This window comes from Exiguobacterium sp. UBA3968 (assembly GCF_002385115.1).
GTDB lineage: Bacteria > Bacillota > Bacilli > Exiguobacteriales > Exiguobacteriaceae > Exiguobacterium_A.
Genome location: NZ_DGCW01000004.1, coordinates 198,191 through 218,758, shown reverse-complemented (window position 1 = coordinate 218,758; position 20,568 = coordinate 198,191). Strand labels below are relative to the sequence as shown.

Below are 20,568 nucleotides of genomic sequence, written 5' to 3'. Positions count from 1 at the left end.
CATTTATTGTTTCGTAAATCCAATCATGATTCCACCAGCAACGACTAAAATACAACCGATAATGACGAAGGTCATCTCTTTCTTCGTTTTTGTTTCTTTCAGCAAGAGGACGCCACCAATGGTTGAAATGACGACACCTGTTTGAGAAAGGGAGAAGCTTGTTGCGACTCCAACTTTTGCCGTAGCAAACAGTAAAGCGACGTTCCCGACAGCCCACATGAGTCCGCCGATGGTATTGCCAGCAGTTTTCTTCGTAAAGAGATCTCCTTCTCGTAAAGAAAGAAGAATGGCGCTGACGACCATCCCGATCGCTTGCGGTAATACGGCTTCCCAGCCATTAATATCAAACCAGCGGGCGATGACGACGTAACCGACATACCCGACAGTCGAGATGAGAAGGAGCGTCAATCCTTTGCCGATATTCTCGTCTTCTTTACTTTTATCCTCCTTATAAGACGTGAAAGCTGCTCCGGCAATGATCAATACAAGCGCACTGATTCCGAGAATCAAGGCAGTTGTCGTTGACCACTCTCCAAAAGCAAGAACACCGAACAACGATGTTCCGACGAGTTGCATCCCTGTTGAAATTGGCATCGTTTTTGAGACACCCATTTGACGAAATGCGGCAAATTGATTTTTTTGACCAAGTGCCCAAAAGGCACCAGAAAAGAATCCGGCAACCCAAGCGGTCGTCGACATCTCTGGGCTGACAAAAAAGAAGGTGACGATCGCGAAAAGTAACGCACCCAGAGTCGTACCGATGATTTGTTGCGCCGTTGAACCTCCGATTTTCGAAACGACAAGCGGCAACGATCCCCACATCAATGCGGGAACGATGGCAATTAGAATATCAATCAAGTGTTTCACCTCTCCTTACTATTATCTCTCTACTTGAAGCTGTACCCCGCAAGGCGATAGGAAAAACCTTATGGTGCGAAGATGAATTATTCTGAAATAAAAAACGTCCACCGAGGTGGACGTCTGCTCATGTGTTATTTAACGGAATGGTTCATCGGCGATCCGGACGATTTGTCGTCCGATCCGGCGACCGTTCCATAAAGCGATGACAGCGATCGTCAAGGAAATGCCCATGACGTCGAACTGCGTAAAATAATAGCCGAGATAACTAAAAGGCAGGCTGATGATCCCGACGAGCGAACTCGTCCACTGTCGGATTTTGAGTGACTCGATGTTCGCAACACGAGAGAACTTTTGTTGCTCCATGATCCGCCAACGTGTCGGTTCGCTTAAGGCATCGTTAACAAGACGCGGGAAGGCGAGCAATCGCGCGCCGTAAGAACCAGCAATCTGTAGGTAACGGTTTTGATTTTTCCCTTCGTCATCGAGCCAGCGTCGAACCATTGGTTTAGCGAGTTCCAGCAGGTTGATTTGCGGTGAAAGAATCTGAAGGATTCCAAGAATCGTTGATGCGGCACGTCCAAAGAAAGCAAACTCAGCAGGAAGCTGGATCGGTTCATTTCGGACGAGCAATTCGATATCGGATAAGACCTTCTCGATCAGTTTTGTATCCACGTTTTCCATATCACTTTCGAGATAGAACGTGACTGCTTTTTCAATCGCTTGTCGGATATTTTGCTTATTCGCATTCGGCAACAAGAATCGTAGATCTTCTAGACCATCGACGATCGCATCATAATCCAATGTGACGAAGGACTGAAGAATCCGCTGGATCGCGCGCATATCATCGGGCGTCGTCGCTCCGATCATCCCAAAATCAAGCAAGACGATTTTGCCATCGGACTGGACGAGGACATTACCTGGGTGCGGATCGGCGTGGAATTTCCCGCCGAACAGTAATTGTTCCCCAGCGTTCAAAAATAAATTACGTGCTAGTTCTTCACGGTCAATCTGATGTTCGGCTAGATAATCAAGATCCGTGATGCGTGTTCCTTCGATCCACTCCATGACAAGCACCCGATTTGTACAATGTTCTTCATAATAGCTCGGGATATAAATGACAGGGTTTGTTTCATACATCTTTTTAAAGTAGAGACCGTTTTTTAATTCGGTACGGTAATTCAATTCATCACCGATTACGAAGACCATTTGGCGATATAAGCTTTGCAAATCAGTCGATTTGTTTAACGACGTCCGGCGCAACATGGCAATGACGATACGCATGGCACGGAAATCGGTTTTGATGATTTGTTCGATATTCGGTCGCTGTACTTTGATCGCGACTTTTTTACCGTTTGATTTTAAGGTTCCGCTGTACACCTCACCAATCGAGGCAGAAGCGACAGGACGGGAACTGATATCCGAGATGATTTCTTCGATTGGCATACCCCAATCCTCTTCGATGATCTTTCGTGACTCTCCAAGTTTACTTGAAGGAACTTTATCAACCAGTTCGGTCAGTTCCATCAAGACGGACGGAGGAAACAGATCGGCTCGAATCGATAAGAACTGACCGAGCTTGATCAATAATCCTTCTAACCGTAATGCTTTTTTCTTATAGTCACGCGCAATTCGGATCATGATGCGCTCAAACTCTTCATTGTTCGTACCTGGCCGGTTTTTCCGGGTGAATCGATAGATCGTAAAGATGTAACGTGCGAACATCGTCACGATGACGACGATGCGATAAAGCGCCCAACGTTTCATACGGTCACCTAGCTTCCTGTACAGTTTGTTTCAGTATAGGTTACTTTACCTAAAAACGTCACTCGCAAACGGTCGAAACGGTGACAGAAAATTAATGCTTTACGGAAACTAAAAAGAGAGTATAGTAAGTATTGGAATTTCTTTGTAGAAAGGTGAAATGTGCGCATGTCCTGGGACTTATTGAATATCATCGGCACGGTCGCTTTTGCGATGAGTGGTGCGATCGTCGCAATGGAAGAAAAATATGATTTATTCGGCGTTTGGTTACTTGCTTTGATCACAGCATTTGGTGGTGGTGCCATTCGTAATCTATTGATTGGTGTACCAGTATCTGCTCTCTGGTCGCAAGGTGGTCTCTTTTTAGTCGCGATTCTCGTTGCGTTGTTGATTTTCATGTTACCTCAGTTATTCTTGCCGCACTGGACACGTTGGGGGGTCCTCGCGGATGCGCTCGGATTGTCTGCGTTTGCGATTCAAGGTGCCCTGATGGCGACAGCAAAAGGACTGCCGTTGTCAGCAACAATTTCAGCGGCTGTACTGACCGGTGTTGGTGGTGGTGTGATTCGCGATTTACTCGCTGGTCGGAAACCACTCGTCTTGCATAAAGAGATCTATGCGATGTGGGCTGTCATGGCAGCACTCGTGATTGATCGCTTCCAATTGACGAATCCTCTACATTTGTTCACATTGCTCGGACTCATCACCGTTTTACGTATGCTATCGTATTATTATGAATGGAATTTACCAGCACGACGGTTAGGGGGAGAATAAGTATGAAAGTATTCATTATGATTGGCGCGATCTCGATGATGCTATCGGTCGCACTAGGTGCATTCGGTGCACACGCCTTAAAAGATATGTTGACGGAGCGGATGCTCGCGAACTGGCAGACAGGCGTACTTTACCAGATGGTACACTCGCTCGGCATCCTAGCACTCGGAGGACTCTTATTAAAGGCATCGATCCCACAATGGTCATTAGCTGCATGGCTGATGCTCGCCGGAATCGTCTTCTTCTCAGGTAGTCTGTACGTCATGGCATTGACGAATGTAACGAAACTGGGTGCCATCACACCGATCGGTGGCGTCTTGTTCATCGCGGCGTGGATCTTTGTCGCAATTGGTGCCTATAAAGGATTATGAGAACGGACCGTGTTTCTTCAGTCATGGAGAAACACGGTCTTTTTCATATGAAAAACGCCTACTCATGATAGAGTAGGCGTAGGTATCAAAACGGATTCACCGCTTTGTCGTTTGTGTTTTGTTTAGCTTCGATAATGCTTGCTCATAGCGATCCAGTACACGATCTGCAACCGGTTTCAGCTCTTTTGAAAGCACAGCGAATTGCAATTCACGCGATCGTGTCGATCGGTTCATAGCATTCCCCATGGTAATTCCTCCTTACGTCATTCAACTTACTGTTTTATAGCCGCAAGGAGTATATTCCCATGAGATATTTCAATCAAACGTCATTCAACACATTAAAGTGCAAAATGAGTATTTAATTGTTCACTTTCGAGACGGTTACCAATGAAGAACTCACCGAACTCGCCATATTTCGCGCTGACTTCATCAAAACGCATTTCGTAAACGATTTTCTTGAACTGAAGAATGTCATCTGAGAAGAGCGTAACGCCCCATTCCCAATCGTCAAATCCTGTTGATCCGCCGATGATTTGCTGAATCTTCCCAGCGTAACTCCGACCGATCATACCGTGACGATACATGAGCTCTTTTCGTTTCTCCATTGAGAGTGTATACCAGTTATCGCCATCGCGACGTGACTTGCTCATTGGATAGAAGCAGATGTGCTTCGCTTGTGGCAGGATCGGATAGAGGCGGTCACGCACATATGGATTCTCGTATGGGTTTCCTTCGCCTGAACCACGGTACGTACCAAGTTCGACGACAGAGACATAAGAATATGTTGGAACCAAATAATCATAGAGATCGAGTTTCTGCATCTTGACTTCGACGTCTTGAATTTGTTCCATCGTAGGACGAAGAACCATCAAGACGAGATCTGCTTTTTGACCAATGATCGTATAAAGTGCGTGGCTTCCGTCTTTAGCTTCTTCCACCCCAGAAAGCTCTGCGAGGAAGGCTTGGAACTTTTCAATCATGCGCGCGCGCTCTGTCGCGTCGACTTGTTTTAAGCGTGACCAATCGATCCGGCGAAAATCATGTAATGTATACCAGCCGTCGAGTGTTTCAGCGGCTTGTTGCGTAGCAGTCGGTTCAGATGTTTGGTGTTGCATGGGATGACCTCCTGAGTCTGAAATAAATTGTCTTTTTCCATATCCTATCTTATCACATTCTATATAAAAGGCTTTGTCTTAAAAATTTTTGTCCACGAGATCGTAACACATGAAAAGAGCAGGGAGTGGGTAAAAGGAGAAAGGGACAATATTTTACTTAAAAAAGTCTCTGTACTATTCTTTAAAAGGACTGTAATAGTCAGGGAATATGGCTTCAGTGCTTTTGTTAGATAACTTTTTTGCAAATTGTTTTAACAACGATTGAGAACTGTGTATAATAAACGGTGGAAAAGAAAATGGATCAAATCGACGTCGTCGTGTTTACCTAAAAAAGGAGAGAAACTCATGCAATTATTCGATATGTTAGAACAAAAGATTAAAGCGCACCAACCGAAAATCGTCTTCCCAGAAGGAATTGACGCGCGTGTTCTCGGCGCAGCTGTCCGTTTGAAGAAAGACGGTCTTGTCACACCGGTCGTCATCGGACCGCGTGCACAAATTGAAGAAACAGCAACAGCGAACGGCATCGATGTAACTGGACTTGATACAATCGATCCTGCTTCTTACGCTGACATTGATGAGCTCGTCGCATCGTTCGTTGAGCGTCGTAAAGGGAAAGCAACAGAAGAACAAGCACGTGCTGTCATCTTAAAAGACGTGAACACGTTTGGTACAATGCTCGTTCACACTGGACAAGCAGAAGGTCTTGTATCGGGTGCGATGCACGCTACAGGTGATACAGTTCGCCCGGCACTTCAAATCATCAAAATGCAAGAAGGCTATAAAAAAACATCTGGCGTCTTCATCATGGTTCGTGACGATGAGCAATACGTCTTCGCAGACTGCGCGATCAACATCGCACCGGATGCGAACGACCTAGCAGAGAACGCGATCGCATCTGCGAAAACAGCGAAAACATTCGGGATCGATCCGAAAGTCGCATTGCTCAGCTTCTCAACAAAAGGTTCAGCAAAATCAGCAGAGACAGAGCGTGTCGTTGAAGCAACGCGTATCGCAAAAGAACGCGCACCAGAACTTGCGATCGATGGCGAACTTCAATTTGATGCTGCTTTCGTTCCAAGTGTCGCAAAATCAAAAGCACCAGAATCAGATGTCGCGGGTCAAGCGAACGTCTTCATCTTCCCAAGTCTTGAAGCTGGAAACATTGGCTACAAAATCGCACAACGTCTTGGTGGCTTCGAAGCAATCGGTCCAATCCTTCAAGGTTTGAACAAACCGGTCAACGATCTTTCACGCGGTTGTAACGAAGAAGATGTCTACAAACTCGCGATCATCACGGCGGCACAAGCGGTCGAAGAACGCCAAGCCTAAGCACAGTGTGAAAAAGTCTTTACTTTTTCGCTAAACCCCGTACAATGGTAAACATCACGAAAATCACGAAACGTAAACGTATAGCAACGCTCGTATAATAGTGGGAATTGGCCCACGAGTCTCTACCGGATCGCCGTAACGATCCGACTACGGGTGGTGAGTTACTGCTCTCTTTTTTGGCGTACAGTGGCTGCCCCCGGGTAGCGGCTGTACGTTTTTTCGTTTTTTAAAGAGGAGAATGCATGTATGAAACGTCTACACGATATGATTAATCAAGAGGGAATCGTCTTATCGGATCAAGTATTGAAAGTGGATGCTTTTTTAAATCATCAGGTTGATCCGACGTTGATGTGGGAAATCGCCTATGAGTTCATGGAACGCTTTCAAGATGCTGGTATCACGCGGATTTTGACAATCGAAGCGGGAGGTATTGCCCCGGCAATGATGACAGCACTTCGTCTTGGCGTACCAATGGTCTATGCTCGTAAGACGAAATCGGTCACATTGAACGAAGGAACGATTTCAGCTGAAGTTTTCTCATTTACGAAACAACAGACGAATACAATCACGGTCGCAGAGAAATACCTGCAACCGGGTGAACGTGTTCTGATCATTGATGACTTCCTCGCAAACGGAGAAGCAGCATTTGGTCTCGCTCGTCTCGTTGAACAGGCAGGGGCAGAAGTCGCTGGATTTGGAATCGTCATTGAAAAGTCGTTCCAACCGGGACGTCAAAAACTGATCGAAGCTGGATTCCGTGTCGAGTCACTCGCGCGTGTTGAGTCATTGAAGGACGGAAAAGCGACATTCGTCGACTCGGTGACCGTATGAGACTATCAAACTTCAAAGCAGCCAGTCTCGGACTTCAGCATGTGCTTGCGATGTACACGGGAGCAGCTGTTGTTCCACTGATCGTCGGGAGTGCGATCGGATTGTCAGGAGAAGAACTTGCTTATTTAGTGGCGATTGATCTTTTCATGTGTGGTGTTGCGACCTTATTACAAGTACTCGTCACGAAATACACAGGTGTTGGTCTTCCAGTCGTACTTGGTTGTACCTTTACAGCAGTCGGTCCAATGATTGCGATTGGAAGTCTTCAAGGCATTACAGCGATTTACGGTGCTTTGATTGCCAGTGGGCTGATCATTCTCGTCATTTCAGGTTGGTTTAGTAAGATCGCGGTCCTGTTCCCACCGGTTGTCCTTGGTTCCGTCGTGACGATCATCGGGATTTCCTTGATTCCGGCTGCGATCAACGATATCGGAGGCGGACAGGGAGCGAAAGACTTTGGTGACTTACGTTACCTCGGACTCGCCGGATTAACGATCGTCTTGATTTTAATCTTGAATCGCTACGGTACGGTCTTCTCAAAAGCGGCAGCTGTCTTAATTGCTGTGATGATCAGTACACTCGTTGCATTTGGCATGGGAATGATCGACTTCAGTCCGGTGGCAGAAGCGTCATGGTTCCAAATGGTGACACCATTTTACTTCGGTGTACCGACATTCAATGCAACTGCCATCTTGACAATGACGCTCGTTGGTCTCGTCTCGATGGTTGAATCGACAGGTGTGTTCTTGACACTTGGTGAAATCACGGACCGTCGTTTGACGGATAAGGATCTAGCGCGTGGTTACCGAGCAGAGGGTGTCGCGACGATCGTTGGTGGTATCTTCAATAGTTTCCCTTACACGACCTATAGCCAAAACGTCGGTCTAGTTCAGTTGACTGGCGTAAAGACACGCAAAGTCATTTTATTTGCGGGTGGATTTTTGATCTTGCTCGGTTTCTTACCAAAAGTAGCGACGTTTACGACATTGATTCCAAAACCTGTTCTTGGTGGAGCGATGTTGATCATGTTCGGAACGGTCGCGGCAAGCGGGATCCGTATCCTATCACGGGTCGATTTTTCGAAGAACGAGCACGTCATCACGGTGGCACTCGCGCTCGGAATTGGTCTAGGAATTAGCATGAATCCTGAAATCGTAGCAGGTCTCCCATCACAAATTCGCGTTTTGACGGATAGCCCGATCGTCGCTGGTTCACTAACAGCATTGCTATTGAACGGGATCTTCCGATTGACCGGGAAGTCCGAAACAGCAGATGTGCCACTTGCTAAAGTTGAATAACAATTGTAACTTTCCGAAAGGAGCTATCCTGTATACTACATAGTAGCAGGTAGTTCCTTTTTTATACTGCTAACGTAATCAGAATATTCCGAGTATGTGGATTTAGTGAAAAATATACATTGAAAACGTTTACAAAATCGACACATCTTCTTTATACTGACAACGTAGCGGTACGGGGAACTGCTAAGAAACAAACAGAGACTGGAAGGACGTCGTAAAAATGAAACAACAGACAGAGTTGAATCGGGGACTGGAAGAACGTCACATTACACTCATGTCGCTGGGGGCGGCAATCGGTGTTGGACTCTTCCTCGGATCAGCGAAAGCGATCCAATTGGCAGGTCCAGGGATCTTACTTGGTTATCTTATCGGTGGTGTCATCATTTTCATTATCATGCGAGCACTTGGGGAGCTTGCAGTGCGGGAGCCGATCGCTGGTAGTTTTGCGGAATATGCCCGAAAGTATGTCAGTCCATTAGCTGGTTTTTTAACGGGTTGGAATTATTGGTTACTCTGGATTTTTACGTGTATGGCGGAAATCACAGCAGTCGGTATTTACATGAAAGTATGGTTCCCGGATTCCCAGGGGTGGGTATGGGCGCTAGCAGCACTTGTCTTGATGACAAGCATCAACTTCATTGCTGTTAAATTTTATGGTGAATTCGAATTTTGGTTTGCGTTGATTAAAATCGTCGCGATCGTCGCCATGATCATCTTAGGAACTTTGACGATCGTCATTGGTCTTGGAAACGGCGGCACACCGGTTGGGATTTCGAACCTTTGGTCACATGGTGGATTCCTGCCGAACGGATTCGGTGGAGTACTCCTTGCCATGCAGATGGTCATGTTTGCCTTCTTAGGAATTGAAGTGATTGGGGTCACAGCAGGGGAAGCGAAGAACCCGAAAAAAACGATTCGAAAAGCTGTTAACAACGTCTTCCTTCGAATCTTAGTATTCTACATCGGGGCGCTCTTCGTCATTTTATCGATTTATCCATGGGATCAAGTCGGTGCGAACAACAGCAGTCCGTTCGTATTATTATTTGATTCACTTGGTATTCCGGCAGCAGCCGGCATCATTAACTTCGTTGTCTTAACGGCAGCACTCTCGTCATGTAACTCGGGTATCTTCTCGACAGCCCGGATGATGATGAACTTATCCGAGAACAGTGAAGCACCACGTCGTTTCTCGAAAATCTCGAAAAACGGTGTTCCGGCACTGGCGACGATTCTTTCAGGTGTCGCATTGCTCGTCGGTGTCGCTTTGAACTATTTCTTACCGGAAGACGTCTTTGCGATCGTTACGAGTATTGCGACGTTTGGCGCCGTCTGGACGTGGGCAATGATTCTAATCGCTCAGATGCGAGCACGGAAAGTACACGGTTCAGCAGAATTTGGTGTTCCGTTCTTCCCGATTGCGAACTATATCGCCCTCGCGGCGCTTGCCGGTGTCATCGTCTTGATGGCATTTGACGCAAGTACACGGATCGCTCTGGTCGTTGGACCACTCTGGTATGCGATTCTGATTGCTGTCTATTATGCACGGGGAATGCATAAGGAGACACGTCAGTCGACGCGTCAGGCATCAGGAGAATAAGGAAACGAGCGGATCCGGAAACGGATCCGCTTTTTTGACGCTTCGTATCAAACCGTTTCGTTTTGTTTTAATGATAGATTTGCTACACTTACGACAGAACCATACAGGAGGTCATACGAAATGAAAACGATTCATGTAGATGAGTTACAAGAACGATTAGAGGCAGGTGAGGCGTTGCATGTCGTCGACGTCCGTGAGCAGGATGAATACGATGCAGGACATATTCCGAACGTCCGCCTCCTTCCGATGTCTGAGATCGGCGAACGCTATACGGAATTGCAAGAAGGCGAAACCTACTACTTGATCTGTAAAGCGGGTGCGCGGAGCGAAAACGTCGGTCGTTTCCTCGAGCAATATGGATACGACATCGTCAACGTCGAAGGCGGTATGATGAACTGGAAGGGCGATCAAGAAGCATAAGGGTAAGCGTTACTAAGGAAGACGACTCGAACTGAGTCGTCTTTTTTCATGTGAACTAGTACACGTTTACCGATTTTTCTATGAACATTTTTCGTTATTCTTCCGATAGAGAAGGTAGAATAGCGAGTCCTTGCACTCGAGAATGGAGTGACACATGGAACAAAAGATCAAACGAACAATGAGCATCAAACAAAAATTAATCGTGACATCGATTCTACTTTTGATGATTCCTGCATTAGTAATCGGCTTTGTCGCATATGACCTCGCGAAACAAAAGATGACGGAACAGATTCTTCAATCTGCTCATAGTGGAGTCGACCGGATGAATGATGAGATCCAAAACATCATTGATCCGATGCGGCGCGATGTCGCCTTTTTTGCGGACCGAATTGACGGGACGCTCTATCAAAAAGGAAAACAAAATGCTGCGTTAAAGGAAAAAATGACTGAATATCTCGATATGCATCCGCAGGCGGCGAACATCTATTTCGCGACGACGGACGGGGATATGAATATTTTCCCGGAACAGGTCATGCCAGATGATTATGATCCACGGGAACGCTCGTGGTATCAATCGGCAGAAGCAGCAGGTGGCAAGGTCGTCATCACGGATCCGTACGTCGATGCTGCCTCGAACAAGATGATGGTCACGCTCTCGCAGACGACAGGTAACGGAAGAGGTGTCGTGGCGATTGATGTCGATGTCGACCGGATCGCGGAAATCGCGAAAAAGATCAAAATCGGAAAAGAAGGATACGTAATGATTCTTGATTCTACGAAAAAAATCGTTACGCATCCGACATTAAAACCAGGTGAGAAAGCGACAGGCAAATGGGTGTCATCACTTTACGCTAATCCAGCAGGGCAGTTTGGCTATGAGTTTGAAAACAAAGGCAAACAGATGGACTTCATGACGAACGACCTGACGAAGTGGAAGGTTGCCGGAACACTGTACGATCATGAAATCACGGATGCGACATCGAGTATTCTTTGGACGACGCTTGTTGTCATCGGCGGGATGTTGCTCGTCGCAGCCATCTTCATCTACTTCATTCTTCGCTCGATTCTTCGCCCACTCGGTCATTTAACACGTGGAGCAGAACGGATTCAATCTGGTGATTTGACGGAACCCGTCATCGTTGAATCAAATGATGAAGTCGGTCAAGTGGCCCAAAGCTTTAACGTCATGGTTGACTCACTCCGTTCGATCATCATTAATCTCGATCAGTCGATTACACAAGTAGCTGGCTCTTCTCAGGAATTGATGGCGAACTCTGCCCAAACGACTTCCGCTTCTGAGCAAATCGCGGGATCGATTCAACAGGTCGCAGCAGGGGCGGATCAATCGAAACGTCAACTCGATGCGAATGCTGTTTCGCTCCAATCGATTACAGCAGGCATCATGCGAATCGCTGAGAGCTCAACCGATGTCTCGGAATTGTCACGTTCAACGGCAACAGAAGCCGAGAATGGAACAGCTGCTGTGCTGAAGAACGTTGAGCAGATGAAAGAAATCGATGCCTCCGTTCAAAACTTCGGTGGTGTCATCAGCTCACTCGCCCATCGTTCGAATGAAATCGGAAAAATCGTCGATGTCATCAACGGTATCGCTGAGCAAACCAATTTGTTAGCACTGAACGCAGCAATCGAAGCAGCACGCGCAGGCGAAAATGGAAAAGGATTCGCTGTCGTTGCGAGTGAAGTGCGTAAACTAGCAGAGCAATCACAGGATTCAACGAAACAGATTGCACAGCTGATTCAAAACATTAAACAGGAGACGGATCAGTCGGTCACGATGATGAAGGAAGTCTCAGGACAGACGAAAGCCGGTTTGTCGACGACAGAAGCATCAGCAGAGCGTTTCCAAAAGATTCTCGAACGAACGCAGGAAATGACGCCACGGATCGAAGACGTGACGGCGACGGTCGAAGAAATTGCAGCGAACGTCCAAGAAGTATCTGCGTCAGCGACGGAAATCGCACATATCGCGCAAGAGAATTCGTCCGCTTCGAAACAAGTCGCAGCGACGACGGAAGAACAGTTGAGTGCGATGGAAGAGATTTCGCAATCCGCCAAAGTATTATCCGATATGGCGGAAGAACTACAGGTACTCGTTGCCCGTTTCCGTGTTTAAATGATCAAATCAAAAAAAGGCAAGGAAGCCCGTCTTCCTTGCCTTTTTTTGTCTGTCAACATTCGGTGACAAACGGAACAAATAGCTTATAATCCCTGTGAATCTGGGCTTGAGACAGTGTTAAATCGGGAATTTAATTAGTATCTAACACTTCGAAGGAGGTGGGTACGGTGAAGCAGTTTCGTAAAATAAGAGAGTGGCAAGATGCAGGTCTTTTGGATGAAGCAACTGTTGAACGAATTCTGAACTATGAAAATCAACGTTCAACAAAACAACGTCTGCCTTTGTTATTAATCATTGGAGGTACCTTCGTCGTATTGGCTGTATTCAGCTTTTTGGCTGCTAATTGGCAAGCGATGCCAGTCGGCTGGAAAATCGGACTCGTCGTAGTACTCATGTGGAGCTGTTACATCGTGGCAGATCTTTCGGAACGTCGTCATATTCTTCATCCGATTGTCTTTCGAATCGGTGGAATCCTAGCATTTGGTGCCTCAATTCTCGTCGTGGTTCAAAGTTTTCATTTGCCGATGGAAGGATCATTACTCGGTTGGTGTGTGTTTGTCGCCGCGTTAGTACATTATGTACTTTGGCGTCATGAGGCATACGGTGTCGTCGCCTTTCTTTCCGGATGGACGATCTTCACGAGTCTTGGGGGATTTGGTCAGGAGCAGGCGAGTTATCTTGACTGGACGTCCTTTAGTCTTATGATTATACTTTCGTTCAGCTGGTTTTACTTCAGTCAACAGCTGCCGTCGCTTTTATTTAGCTGGCTGTTTCTTTTTTTCAGCGGTCTATCCTTGTTTCTCCTCGTATCATATGACGGATTCCTGTGGCCGATTTGGACGCTATTTTTGCTTGTTCCAGTTCTCTGGCTTGTTCGTGAGGAATCCAATCGCCGTATCGTCGAGATGGTCTATCTGGTCGTCGCTGCTATCAGTTCGATCATCTATTTATCCGTTCGTGCGGAATCAAACGTCGTATTACCCTCCGTGACAGAAGCGGTACTGTTAGCTATCGTCTCCACCGGTCTAGGAATCTTTCTCTATCAAAAATGTCGTGGATTGTTGTTCATCGTACCGCTTGGATTCGTCGGAGTACTCTGGATTGATGAACAGGCAATTCTACTTGCCATTCTCTTTGAATTATCCGCGCTACTGTATCTGTTATATCAAGAACGCCGTCATGCAGTCGTCTGGCCAGCCTTTCTCTATTTCATTCTCGTTCAAATTGCGATATATGTCATATATGCCTGGGATCGTTTAAACATGTCCTTATTTTTCCTCATTGGTGCGCTACTCATCTTCTTATTGTCTGGTGTCTTATGGTGGTTACGCCGTAAAGGAGGTGTGGCGTCATGAAGCGTTATCTGATACCAGTATTGCAGACATGCGCCGTCGGTCTGTTGATCGTCAGCTTTTTTGCGACCTCCTGGTTCGGGACATCGTACCGTTTTCGGGCAGAACCGTTTGATCCGTTTGATCCCGTTTACGGCGAATACGTGATGCTTCAGTACCCAGATTTAAAACCTGGTCCGAGGATTCAAAACGGACGTGTCTATGTCAGCTTCAAGACGGATGCTTCCGGTTATGCTCAAATCGATCGGATTTCGAATGAACGATTCTTCGGAAGTGTCGCCGGCGATTATTACGAGCAATATGTATCGATTCCGCAGTTGACGCAGTATTATGTCGAACAGGGAAGCGGAAAACAATACGAAAAAGCAAAAGCACTGGAAGTCCGAGCGGATGTGTCACCATGGGGAACGATCCGGACGACGAATTTAAAGATTTCTGAGTAAAAAACCTTGCGCCAGGAATAAAACGGTTGTACTATTAATTTAAATTTTCAGACAACTGAATCTGCATGTGTAGATGGGAAGAGTAAAGTGATTGGAAATCGATAGAGAGTCTCTGTTGCTGGAAATGAGACGATTTCGATACTTGAAGATGGTCCCGGAGCAGTCGGAAGAACGTGAACCGTGTTCATCAGTAGAACCGACCGGTAGGAAGGATACCGTTAGCATTCCATGGAGTCTCGTACTCCTAGAGGTGGCTGAGCGTGAGTTGAGTCATGAACGAAGGTGGTACCACGTGATCAGACATCACGTCCTGAGAAATAAGGGCGTGGTGTCTTTTTTTGTGGAGACGTTCCCGCAGGAGGAGGATGACGAGATGACAGAGGCATTGGTATTGCAATCAGACTTTGGTGTGAGTGACGGGGCGGTCAGTGCGATGTATGGGGTGGCCCATAGCATCAATCCGGAGATTCGGATTTTTGATTTAACGCATGACATTCCGCCATTCCACATTTGGGAAGCGTCCTATCGGTTACTACAGACGGTGCCGTACTGGACGGAGCAAACGGTGTTCGTTTCTGTCGTCGATCCGGGTGTCGGGTCGAGGCGAAAGAGTGTCGTCGCGCGAACACGGACCAATCAATACATCATTACACCGGATAATGGGACGTTGACGCATCTTTGGCAAGCCGGATACATTGCGGAAGTGAGACAACTCGATGATCGACGGCATCGTCTGCCTCGGATGGGTGAATCGTATACGTTTCACGGACGAGATATCTTTGCCTTCACGGGTGCGCGATTATCGAGTCACGTCATCACGTTCGAAGAGGTGGGACCGCTTTTACCTACTGAAGAACTCGTCTTACTCGACCGGACATTTGCTTCATCGTCGGACAACGGTGTTACCGGTATCGTCGAGATTCTCGATGTTCGCTTCGGAAACGTCTGGACGAACATCCCGGTCACGCTCGTCCGCCAGGTGGGTCTTGATATCGGCAACCACGTCAAGGTAAGGGTTTCGTACCGAGACCGGATCGTCTACGAACAAACACTGCTCTTCGGTCATTCGTTCGCCGATGTGCCGGTCGGTTCAGGAGTCGTCTACATCAATTCGCTGGATCAGATTGCTCTTGCCTTGAATCAAGGTTCGTTTGCACATGCATTTGAAGTTGGAATCGGAAATGATTGGAGTGTTAGCGTACAACACATTAAAGGAGGAGATCGAACATGAAAGGATTTACGACAAAACAAATCGTCGCAACTGGGATCGGAGCAGCTGTATTCATCATTTTAAGTCGATTCGCTGCGATTCCGACAGGCGTACCGAACACGTCAATCGAGACAGCCTATGCATTTCTCGCATTCATGGCAGTCTTGTTCGGACCGGTTACAGCCGGCTTGATCGGTCTGATCGGTCATGGCTTAAAAGATGCGATTTTATACGGTTCCCCGTGGTGGAGTTGGGTCATCGTCTCCGGGTTCGTCGGGTTTGGTATCGGATTGATTGCTAACCGAATTCGTTTAGAAGAAGGCGGATTGACGACTCGTAAAATCGTTTTATTCAACGCCACACAAGCCATCGTGCAAGCGATTGGTTGGATCATCATCGCACCTGTACTCGATATTTTAATTTACACGGAGCCGGCGAATAAAGTCTTCGTTCAAGGTGCGGTCGCTGCGACATCAAACATCTTGACAGTCGGTGTCATCGGAACGTTATTACTCGTCACGTATGCCAAAACAAGAAGTAAAGCAGGCAGCTTGAAACGCGAAGTTTGACCGAATGAGCTATGATCCTGTGCGAAGAAACGGCAGGGACATAGCTCATTTAGCTTGGGGGGAGAAAGACATGACAAACGTGATTGAATTTCAGGATTTTTCATTTACATATCGGAGTCAGTCGGAACCGACACTCCGGCAGATTCAGTTAACGATTCAAGCAGGCGAACGCATCTTAATTGTTGGACCTTCGGGTTCAGGAAAAAGTACGCTTGCTCAGTGCATCAATGGGTTGATTCCATTCTCGTACCCGGGAACGTGGAAAGGACAGGTTCTGATCAAAGGGCAGGATGCCCGGACGTTATCGTTATTTGATCGTTCGCTGCATATTGGCACGGTGTTACAGGATCCAGATGCGCAGTTCGTTGGTTTATCGGTTGGCGAAGACATTGCCTTTGCGCTCGAGAACAAACAGACAGGGCGACCGGAAATGCACGAGATCGTCGAACGCGTCGCACGGATGACGGACGTCGAGACGCTTTTGCAAGCGCGATTAAATGATTTATCAGGAGGTCAGCGACAACGGGCGGCATTGGCTGGAGTTCTCGTCGAAGATGCGGATATCTTATTGTTTGATGAACCACTCGCAAATCTCGATCCGGTAGCGGGTCAAGAAGCGATGATGTTAATGGATCGACTGCAACGCGATACGAACCGAACACTGATCGTCGTTGAACACCGAATCGAGGATGTACTGGTCATTCCATTTGATCGCATCATCGTCATGGTCGACGGAGAAATTATCGCCGATCATCATCCTGACGTCATCTTAAGTAACGGAAAACTGCAACAAGCAATATTGCGTGAACCCCTCTATGTCAGTGCCGCACGCTGGGCTGGCATGACCGTGGAGTCTGTAGATCAGCCGAGCCGCATCGATCCTTTTTTAGAGCAGTTCAACCAGAAAGACGTGTTAGAACGTTTAGAAGAAGCTCCTCAAAAAGAGGCTGCAATCTCTGATTCATTGCTTGAACTTGAGCAGTTGGCGTTTCATTATCATCAAGGAACGCCAGTGCTTGAAGATGTGACGGCGACTTTTCAAAAAGGAACACTGACAACGATCGTCGGTCAGAATGGTGCAGGAAAATCAACGCTTGCGAAAGTGTTGAGTGGTTATCAACGGACAACACGTGGTCGGATCCTACTTAACGGGACCGACATTACGCACCAACCGATCGCCGAGCGGGCAGGGTCAATCGGATTCGTCCTGCAAAATCCGAATCATATGATTTCGAAGCACCTCGTGCAGGAGGAAATCCGCTACGGGATGCAGACACTCGGATTGAGTGAAGCGGAAGAAAACGAGCGTCTCGAGCAGACGTTACGTCGCTGCGGATTATATCCGTTTCGCAATTGGCCGATCCAAGCACTAAGTTTTGGTCAGAAGAAACGGGTGACGATTGCTTCGATTCTCGTTCGACGACCGGATATCTTGATTCTCGATGAACCGACAGCTGGTCAAGATTACCGGCATTATTCGGATATGATGGGCTTTTTAGAAGGATTGAAACAAGAGGGGATGACGTTACTCATCATCACGCATGATATGCATCTCGTCTTAGAGTACAGCGATCAAGTCTGCCTGGTGCAAGCTGGACGCATCCGTTACGCCGGAACGTCATTTGGACTGCTAAATCAAGAACAGTTGCTGCATCATGCCCATTTAAAGCAAACATCGCTCTTTACGATAGCGAAACATCTCGACATCGATGCGGAACGATTCGTCGAGTCCGTGATTACGGCGGAGCGAAAGGAGCGGGAACAATGGCTGTAGAAATGCTTGGCTATATTGAAAAAGCGTCACCGATTCATCGATTGACGGGAACGACGAAACTGATCGGATTCTTGTTATTTACGACAGCAACGATGTTTACCTATGATACGCGTGTCTTACTTGTTCTTGGTTTAGTCAGCATCGTGTTATTCCGATTGTCACGTATTCAGTTTCGGGAAGTCCGATTCGTTTTGATCTTTACAGCAATATTTGTCCTGATTAATGCACTCGCCGTTTATCTATTCGAACCAGAGCAGGGCGTTGAAATCTACGGTTCGCGTCACGTTTTATTTGAAGGCGTTGGTCGCTTTACGATAACATCAGAACAATTGTTTTATCTGTTTAATCTCATCTTAAAATACAGTGTGATCGTTCCGATTGCTGTGTTGTTTCTCGTCACGACCCATCCGACGGAATTCGCGTCCTCGTTGAACCGGATTGGTGTACCGTATAAAATCGCCTTCGCTGTCTCATTAGCGCTCCGTTACATTCCAGACGTACAAGCGGACTTTCGGACGATTGCGAACGCTCAGGAAGCGCGGGGAATTGCCGTCTCGCATGGTTCGCTTTGGCAACGGGCGCGTAATAGCATCCAGATTTTACTTCCGTTGCTGTTTACGAGTCTCGAACGAATTGAAACCGTCAGCAATGCGATGGATCTCCGTGGATTTGGTGCGGGACGAAAGCGGACGTGGTACAACCAACAGACGATGACACGCATCGATTATGTCGCCATCAGTTGTGTAGTACTTTTGACAATTTTCTCGTTTGTCGTCACTTTCCATGACGGCAATCGATTTTATAATCCGTTCTAAGCATGAGATACGAAAAAGGCAGTGGATGCGTCCACTGCCTTTTATCATATAACTAATCCGCTTACGCAGAACGTTTTTGATTTTCCCAACGTGGTGAATTCAATAGTTCAATCCATTTCTTGACGGCTGAGATCGTAATGACGATCGCGAGCAGTCCCATCGTTACGGATAAGACGGTATTCAAGACGCTAAATCCTGGAGAATCTGGATTTGCATAAACGTTTGCGACCATCCAGATATCAGCAAATGTTACTGTGATCAGGAGGTAGACGAGCGGGATGAACGTCGTCAGGGCATAGACTTTTTTATCGGCGATTTTCAAGATGATCGTCGTTCCGATGATCAAGCCGATTGAAGCCATCAGCTGATTTGATACCCCGAATAATGCCCAAATCGAACCGATGTCACCTGAGAACAGGAGATAGCCCCAGAAGAACGTACCGAGTGCTGAAGCAAAGATTGCACCTGGAATCCAGTCGACGCGTTTGAGTGGTTTATAAAATTCACCGAAGAAATCTTGAATCAAGTAACGGGCGACACGTGTTCCTGCGTCGATTGCAGTTAAAATGAAGACCGCTTCGAACAGAATGACGAATTGGAAGAAGAAACCGGCAATTTCTTTGAACCATGGGATGGCGCGGAAGATGAACGTCATACCGACGGCGAGTGAAACGGCACCACCCGTTCGACCTGCAAGGTCGAGTCCGATTTCACGAGATAAATCATCCAAGTAGACCGTGCTCATACCTAGAGTTGCGAATACTTCTGGTGTTGAGTTGATGGCAAAGTAATCACCGACTTCAAGAGATGTCGCAGCAATCAATGCCATGACGGCAACAAGACATTCAACAAGCATGGCACCAAAAGCAACCGGTTTGATGTCACTCCACCGATTGATCATCTTCGGTGTCGTACCAGAACCAACGAAAGCGTGGAAACCAGAGATTGCACCACAGGCAATCGTGATCGAGATGAATGGCCAGACTGGACCAGCGATGATTGGACCACCGCCATCAACGAACTTCGTGAATGCTGGGAATCGAATGTCCGGGTTGATGATGAAGACACCGACGATCAAGGCGAGAAAAACACCGATTTTCATGAAGCTTGATAGATAGTCGCGTGGTGCGAGCAAGAGCCATACAGGCAGTGCCGCAGCGAAGAATGCATAAATCGGTAGAGCGATTGCGAGCTGACGAGAGGACAGGTCGAACCAGTCACCGATGAATGTTTCCGTCAACTGAGGACCAAAACCAATCGCAGCTAAGATGAGTAGAAAACCGACTGTTGAAGCAAGGGCTAGATTACCACCTTTACGTAAGTAAATCCCAACGAGCATCGCAATCGGAATCGTCGAGAAGACAGCAAATGTGCCCCATGGGTTATGTTCAAGTGCGTGCAGGACGACCATCGATAGTCCCGCCATCGTAATCGTGATGATGAAGAGCATCGCAAGACCGGCACAAAAACCAGCGACGGGACCTAATTCTTTTTTAGCGACTTCGGACAACGATTGACCATCTTGACGCATCGAGGCAAACAGGACGACCATATCATGGACCGCTCCCCCGATGACGGCACCGATCAAGAGCCACAGTAAGCCGGGTAGGTAGCCGAACTGAGCAGCAAGGACAGGTCCTACGAGTGGACCAGCAGCAGCGATTGCCGCAAAATGGTGTCCGAATGAGACCCATTTGTTCGTTGGAACGTAATCTTTTCCGTCCGCTAGTTTATGAGCAGGCGTTTCGCGATCATCTTTGATTTTTAAGACTTTCGCAGCCATGAATGTACCGTAGAGACGATACGCGATTAATAAGATACAGATGACAGCAATGACGATGGGAGTAGCGCTCATCTAAAATTCCTCCTCTTGAATGAACTATGATGGATTTAGTATACAAGTTGTGG

General features: G+C 47.1%; 19 protein-coding genes and 1 riboswitch. Of the genes, 14 read left to right on the top strand and 5 right to left on the bottom strand.

Features of this window, described 5'->3' with window-relative positions; genetic code table 11:
- Positions 1-3: 3 nt before the first annotated feature.
- Both B3S86_RS01275 and B3S86_RS01270 read right to left on the bottom strand, forming a co-directional pair.
- The gene (locus tag B3S86_RS01275) at positions 4-855 is read right to left on the bottom strand and encodes a GRP family sugar transporter (protein WP_197026242.1); all 852 of its coding nucleotides are present in this window, start codon (positions 853-855) and stop codon (positions 4-6) included.
- A 141-nt stretch (positions 856-996) separates the two neighbouring features.
- Positions 997-2,625 (bottom strand): ABC1 kinase family protein, encoded by a 1,629-nt coding sequence (locus B3S86_RS01270; RefSeq protein ID WP_290748379.1) that lies wholly within the window; start codon positions 2,623-2,625, stop codon positions 997-999.
- Positions 2,626-2,790: 165 nt separating this feature from the next.
- Between B3S86_RS01270 and B3S86_RS01265 the strand changes: the two genes are divergently transcribed.
- Positions 2,791-3,396 carry a trimeric intracellular cation channel family protein gene (locus tag B3S86_RS01265; RefSeq protein ID WP_023466752.1) on the top strand — a complete coding sequence of 202 codons (606 nt, stop codon included), beginning with the start codon at positions 2,791-2,793 and terminating at the stop codon, positions 3,394-3,396.
- Positions 3,397-3,398: 2 nt separating this feature from the next.
- Entirely contained in the window at positions 3,399-3,767 is a 369-nt protein-coding gene (locus B3S86_RS01260; protein WP_023466753.1) for a DUF423 domain-containing protein, read from the top strand.
- A 96-nt stretch (positions 3,768-3,863) separates the two neighbouring features.
- On the opposite strand, the gene B3S86_RS01255 is transcribed toward B3S86_RS01260, so the two are convergent.
- Positions 3,864-4,013 carry a hypothetical protein gene (locus B3S86_RS01255; RefSeq protein ID WP_023466754.1) on the bottom strand — a complete coding sequence of 50 codons (150 nt, stop codon included), beginning with the start codon at positions 4,011-4,013 and terminating at the stop codon, positions 3,864-3,866.
- Between the two features lie 92 nt (positions 4,014-4,105).
- Entirely contained in the window at positions 4,106-4,882 is a 777-nt protein-coding gene (gene hemQ, locus B3S86_RS01250) for a hydrogen peroxide-dependent heme synthase (RefSeq protein WP_290748375.1), read from the bottom strand.
- Positions 4,883-5,227: 345 nt separating this feature from the next.
- Here hemQ and pta point away from each other — a divergent pair, with 345 nt between their 5' ends.
- From pta to B3S86_RS01190, 12 genes are all read left to right on the top strand, one after another.
- Complete coding sequence (pta, locus tag B3S86_RS01245) at positions 5,228-6,214, top strand: phosphate acetyltransferase (protein WP_290748373.1); 987 nt, start codon at positions 5,228-5,230, stop codon at positions 6,212-6,214.
- Positions 6,215-6,284: 70 nt separating this feature from the next.
- A riboswitch (purine riboswitch) is annotated at positions 6,285-6,384 on the top strand.
- Positions 6,385-6,460: 76 nt separating this feature from the next.
- Positions 6,461-7,045 carry a xanthine phosphoribosyltransferase gene (locus tag B3S86_RS01240; RefSeq protein WP_035411444.1) on the top strand — a complete coding sequence of 195 codons (585 nt, stop codon included), beginning with the start codon at positions 6,461-6,463 and terminating at the stop codon, positions 7,043-7,045.
- Positions 7,042-8,343 carry a nucleobase:cation symporter-2 family protein gene (locus B3S86_RS01235; RefSeq protein WP_056064425.1) on the top strand — a complete coding sequence of 434 codons (1,302 nt, stop codon included), beginning with the start codon at positions 7,042-7,044 and terminating at the stop codon, positions 8,341-8,343. The genes B3S86_RS01240 and B3S86_RS01235 overlap by 4 nt, the downstream gene beginning before the upstream one ends.
- Positions 8,344-8,563: 220 nt before the next feature.
- Positions 8,564-9,940, top strand: coding sequence for an amino acid permease (locus tag B3S86_RS01230; RefSeq protein ID WP_056064422.1), 1,377 nt, complete (start codon positions 8,564-8,566; stop codon positions 9,938-9,940).
- 120 nt (positions 9,941-10,060) lie between these two features.
- On the top strand, positions 10,061-10,360 hold the full coding sequence (locus B3S86_RS01225) for a rhodanese-like domain-containing protein (protein WP_035411426.1): 300 nt from the start codon (positions 10,061-10,063) through the stop codon (positions 10,358-10,360).
- A 154-nt stretch (positions 10,361-10,514) separates the two neighbouring features.
- A complete protein-coding gene (locus B3S86_RS01220; RefSeq protein WP_290748368.1) occupies positions 10,515-12,494 on the top strand; it encodes a methyl-accepting chemotaxis protein in 1,980 nt (659 codons plus the stop codon).
- A 170-nt stretch (positions 12,495-12,664) separates the two neighbouring features.
- Positions 12,665-13,852 (top strand): DUF2157 domain-containing protein, encoded by a 1,188-nt coding sequence (locus B3S86_RS01215; RefSeq protein WP_290748365.1) that lies wholly within the window; start codon positions 12,665-12,667, stop codon positions 13,850-13,852.
- Entirely contained in the window at positions 13,849-14,292 is a 444-nt protein-coding gene (locus tag B3S86_RS01210; protein ID WP_035411417.1) for a GDYXXLXY domain-containing protein, read from the top strand. The genes B3S86_RS01215 and B3S86_RS01210 overlap by 4 nt, the downstream gene beginning before the upstream one ends.
- Before the next feature lie 373 nt (positions 14,293-14,665).
- Positions 14,666-15,523 (top strand): SAM hydrolase/SAM-dependent halogenase family protein, encoded by an 858-nt coding sequence (locus tag B3S86_RS01205; protein WP_035411414.1) that lies wholly within the window; start codon positions 14,666-14,668, stop codon positions 15,521-15,523.
- Positions 15,520-16,071, top strand: coding sequence for an ECF-type riboflavin transporter substrate-binding protein (locus B3S86_RS01200; protein WP_056064409.1), 552 nt, complete (start codon positions 15,520-15,522; stop codon positions 16,069-16,071). Before B3S86_RS01205 ends, B3S86_RS01200 begins: the two co-directional genes overlap by 4 nt.
- Before the next feature lie 70 nt (positions 16,072-16,141).
- Positions 16,142-17,845, top strand: a complete 1,704-nt coding sequence (locus B3S86_RS01195) for a DUF3744 domain-containing protein (protein ID WP_035411408.1) — start codon at positions 16,142-16,144, stop codon at positions 17,843-17,845.
- Positions 17,836-18,660 (top strand): energy-coupling factor transporter transmembrane component T family protein, encoded by an 825-nt coding sequence (locus tag B3S86_RS01190; protein WP_056064403.1) that lies wholly within the window; start codon positions 17,836-17,838, stop codon positions 18,658-18,660. The genes B3S86_RS01195 and B3S86_RS01190 overlap by 10 nt, the downstream gene beginning before the upstream one ends.
- A gap of 61 nt (positions 18,661-18,721) precedes the next feature.
- Here B3S86_RS01190 and B3S86_RS01185 read toward each other — a convergent pair whose 3' ends face one another.
- Positions 18,722-20,515, bottom strand: coding sequence for a carbon starvation CstA family protein (locus tag B3S86_RS01185; protein ID WP_035411402.1), 1,794 nt, complete (start codon positions 20,513-20,515; stop codon positions 18,722-18,724).
- Positions 20,516-20,568 lie beyond the last annotated feature (53 nt).

What these genes read in the sequence shown, in the direction of transcription:
- B3S86_RS01220 (WP_290748368.1), top strand. Translation starts at nt 10,515, where the DNA reads ATGGAACAAAAGATCAAACGAACAATGAGCATCAAACAAAAATTAATC.
- B3S86_RS01265 (WP_023466752.1), top strand. Translation starts at nt 2,791, where the DNA reads ATGTCCTGGGACTTATTGAATATCATCGGCACGGTCGCTTTTGCGATG.
- B3S86_RS01190 (WP_056064403.1), top strand. Translation starts at nt 17,836, where the DNA reads ATGGCTGTAGAAATGCTTGGCTATATTGAAAAAGCGTCACCGATTCAT.
- B3S86_RS01200 (WP_056064409.1), top strand. Translation starts at nt 15,520, where the DNA reads ATGAAAGGATTTACGACAAAACAAATCGTCGCAACTGGGATCGGAGCA.
- B3S86_RS01235 (WP_056064425.1), top strand. Translation starts at nt 7,042, where the DNA reads ATGAGACTATCAAACTTCAAAGCAGCCAGTCTCGGACTTCAGCATGTG.
- B3S86_RS01240 (WP_035411444.1), top strand. Translation starts at nt 6,461, where the DNA reads ATGAAACGTCTACACGATATGATTAATCAAGAGGGAATCGTCTTATCG.
- B3S86_RS01195 (WP_035411408.1), top strand. Translation starts at nt 16,142, where the DNA reads ATGACAAACGTGATTGAATTTCAGGATTTTTCATTTACATATCGGAGT.
- B3S86_RS01225 (WP_035411426.1), top strand. Translation starts at nt 10,061, where the DNA reads ATGAAAACGATTCATGTAGATGAGTTACAAGAACGATTAGAGGCAGGT.
- B3S86_RS01210 (WP_035411417.1), top strand. Translation starts at nt 13,849, where the DNA reads ATGAAGCGTTATCTGATACCAGTATTGCAGACATGCGCCGTCGGTCTG.
- B3S86_RS01260 (WP_023466753.1), top strand. Translation starts at nt 3,399, where the DNA reads ATGAAAGTATTCATTATGATTGGCGCGATCTCGATGATGCTATCGGTC.
- B3S86_RS01270 (WP_290748379.1), bottom strand. Translation starts at nt 2,625, where the DNA reads ATGAAACGTTGGGCGCTTTATCGCATCGTCGTCATCGTGACGATGTTC.
- B3S86_RS01255 (WP_023466754.1), bottom strand. Translation starts at nt 4,013, where the DNA reads ATGGGGAATGCTATGAACCGATCGACACGATCGCGTGAATTGCAATTC.
- B3S86_RS01185 (WP_035411402.1), bottom strand. Translation starts at nt 20,515, where the DNA reads ATGAGCGCTACTCCCATCGTCATTGCTGTCATCTGTATCTTATTAATC.
- hemQ (WP_290748375.1), bottom strand. Translation starts at nt 4,882, where the DNA reads ATGCAACACCAAACATCTGAACCGACTGCTACGCAACAAGCCGCTGAA.
- pta (WP_290748373.1), top strand. Translation starts at nt 5,228, where the DNA reads ATGCAATTATTCGATATGTTAGAACAAAAGATTAAAGCGCACCAACCG.
- B3S86_RS01205 (WP_035411414.1), top strand. Translation starts at nt 14,666, where the DNA reads ATGACAGAGGCATTGGTATTGCAATCAGACTTTGGTGTGAGTGACGGG.
- B3S86_RS01230 (WP_056064422.1), top strand. Translation starts at nt 8,564, where the DNA reads ATGAAACAACAGACAGAGTTGAATCGGGGACTGGAAGAACGTCACATT.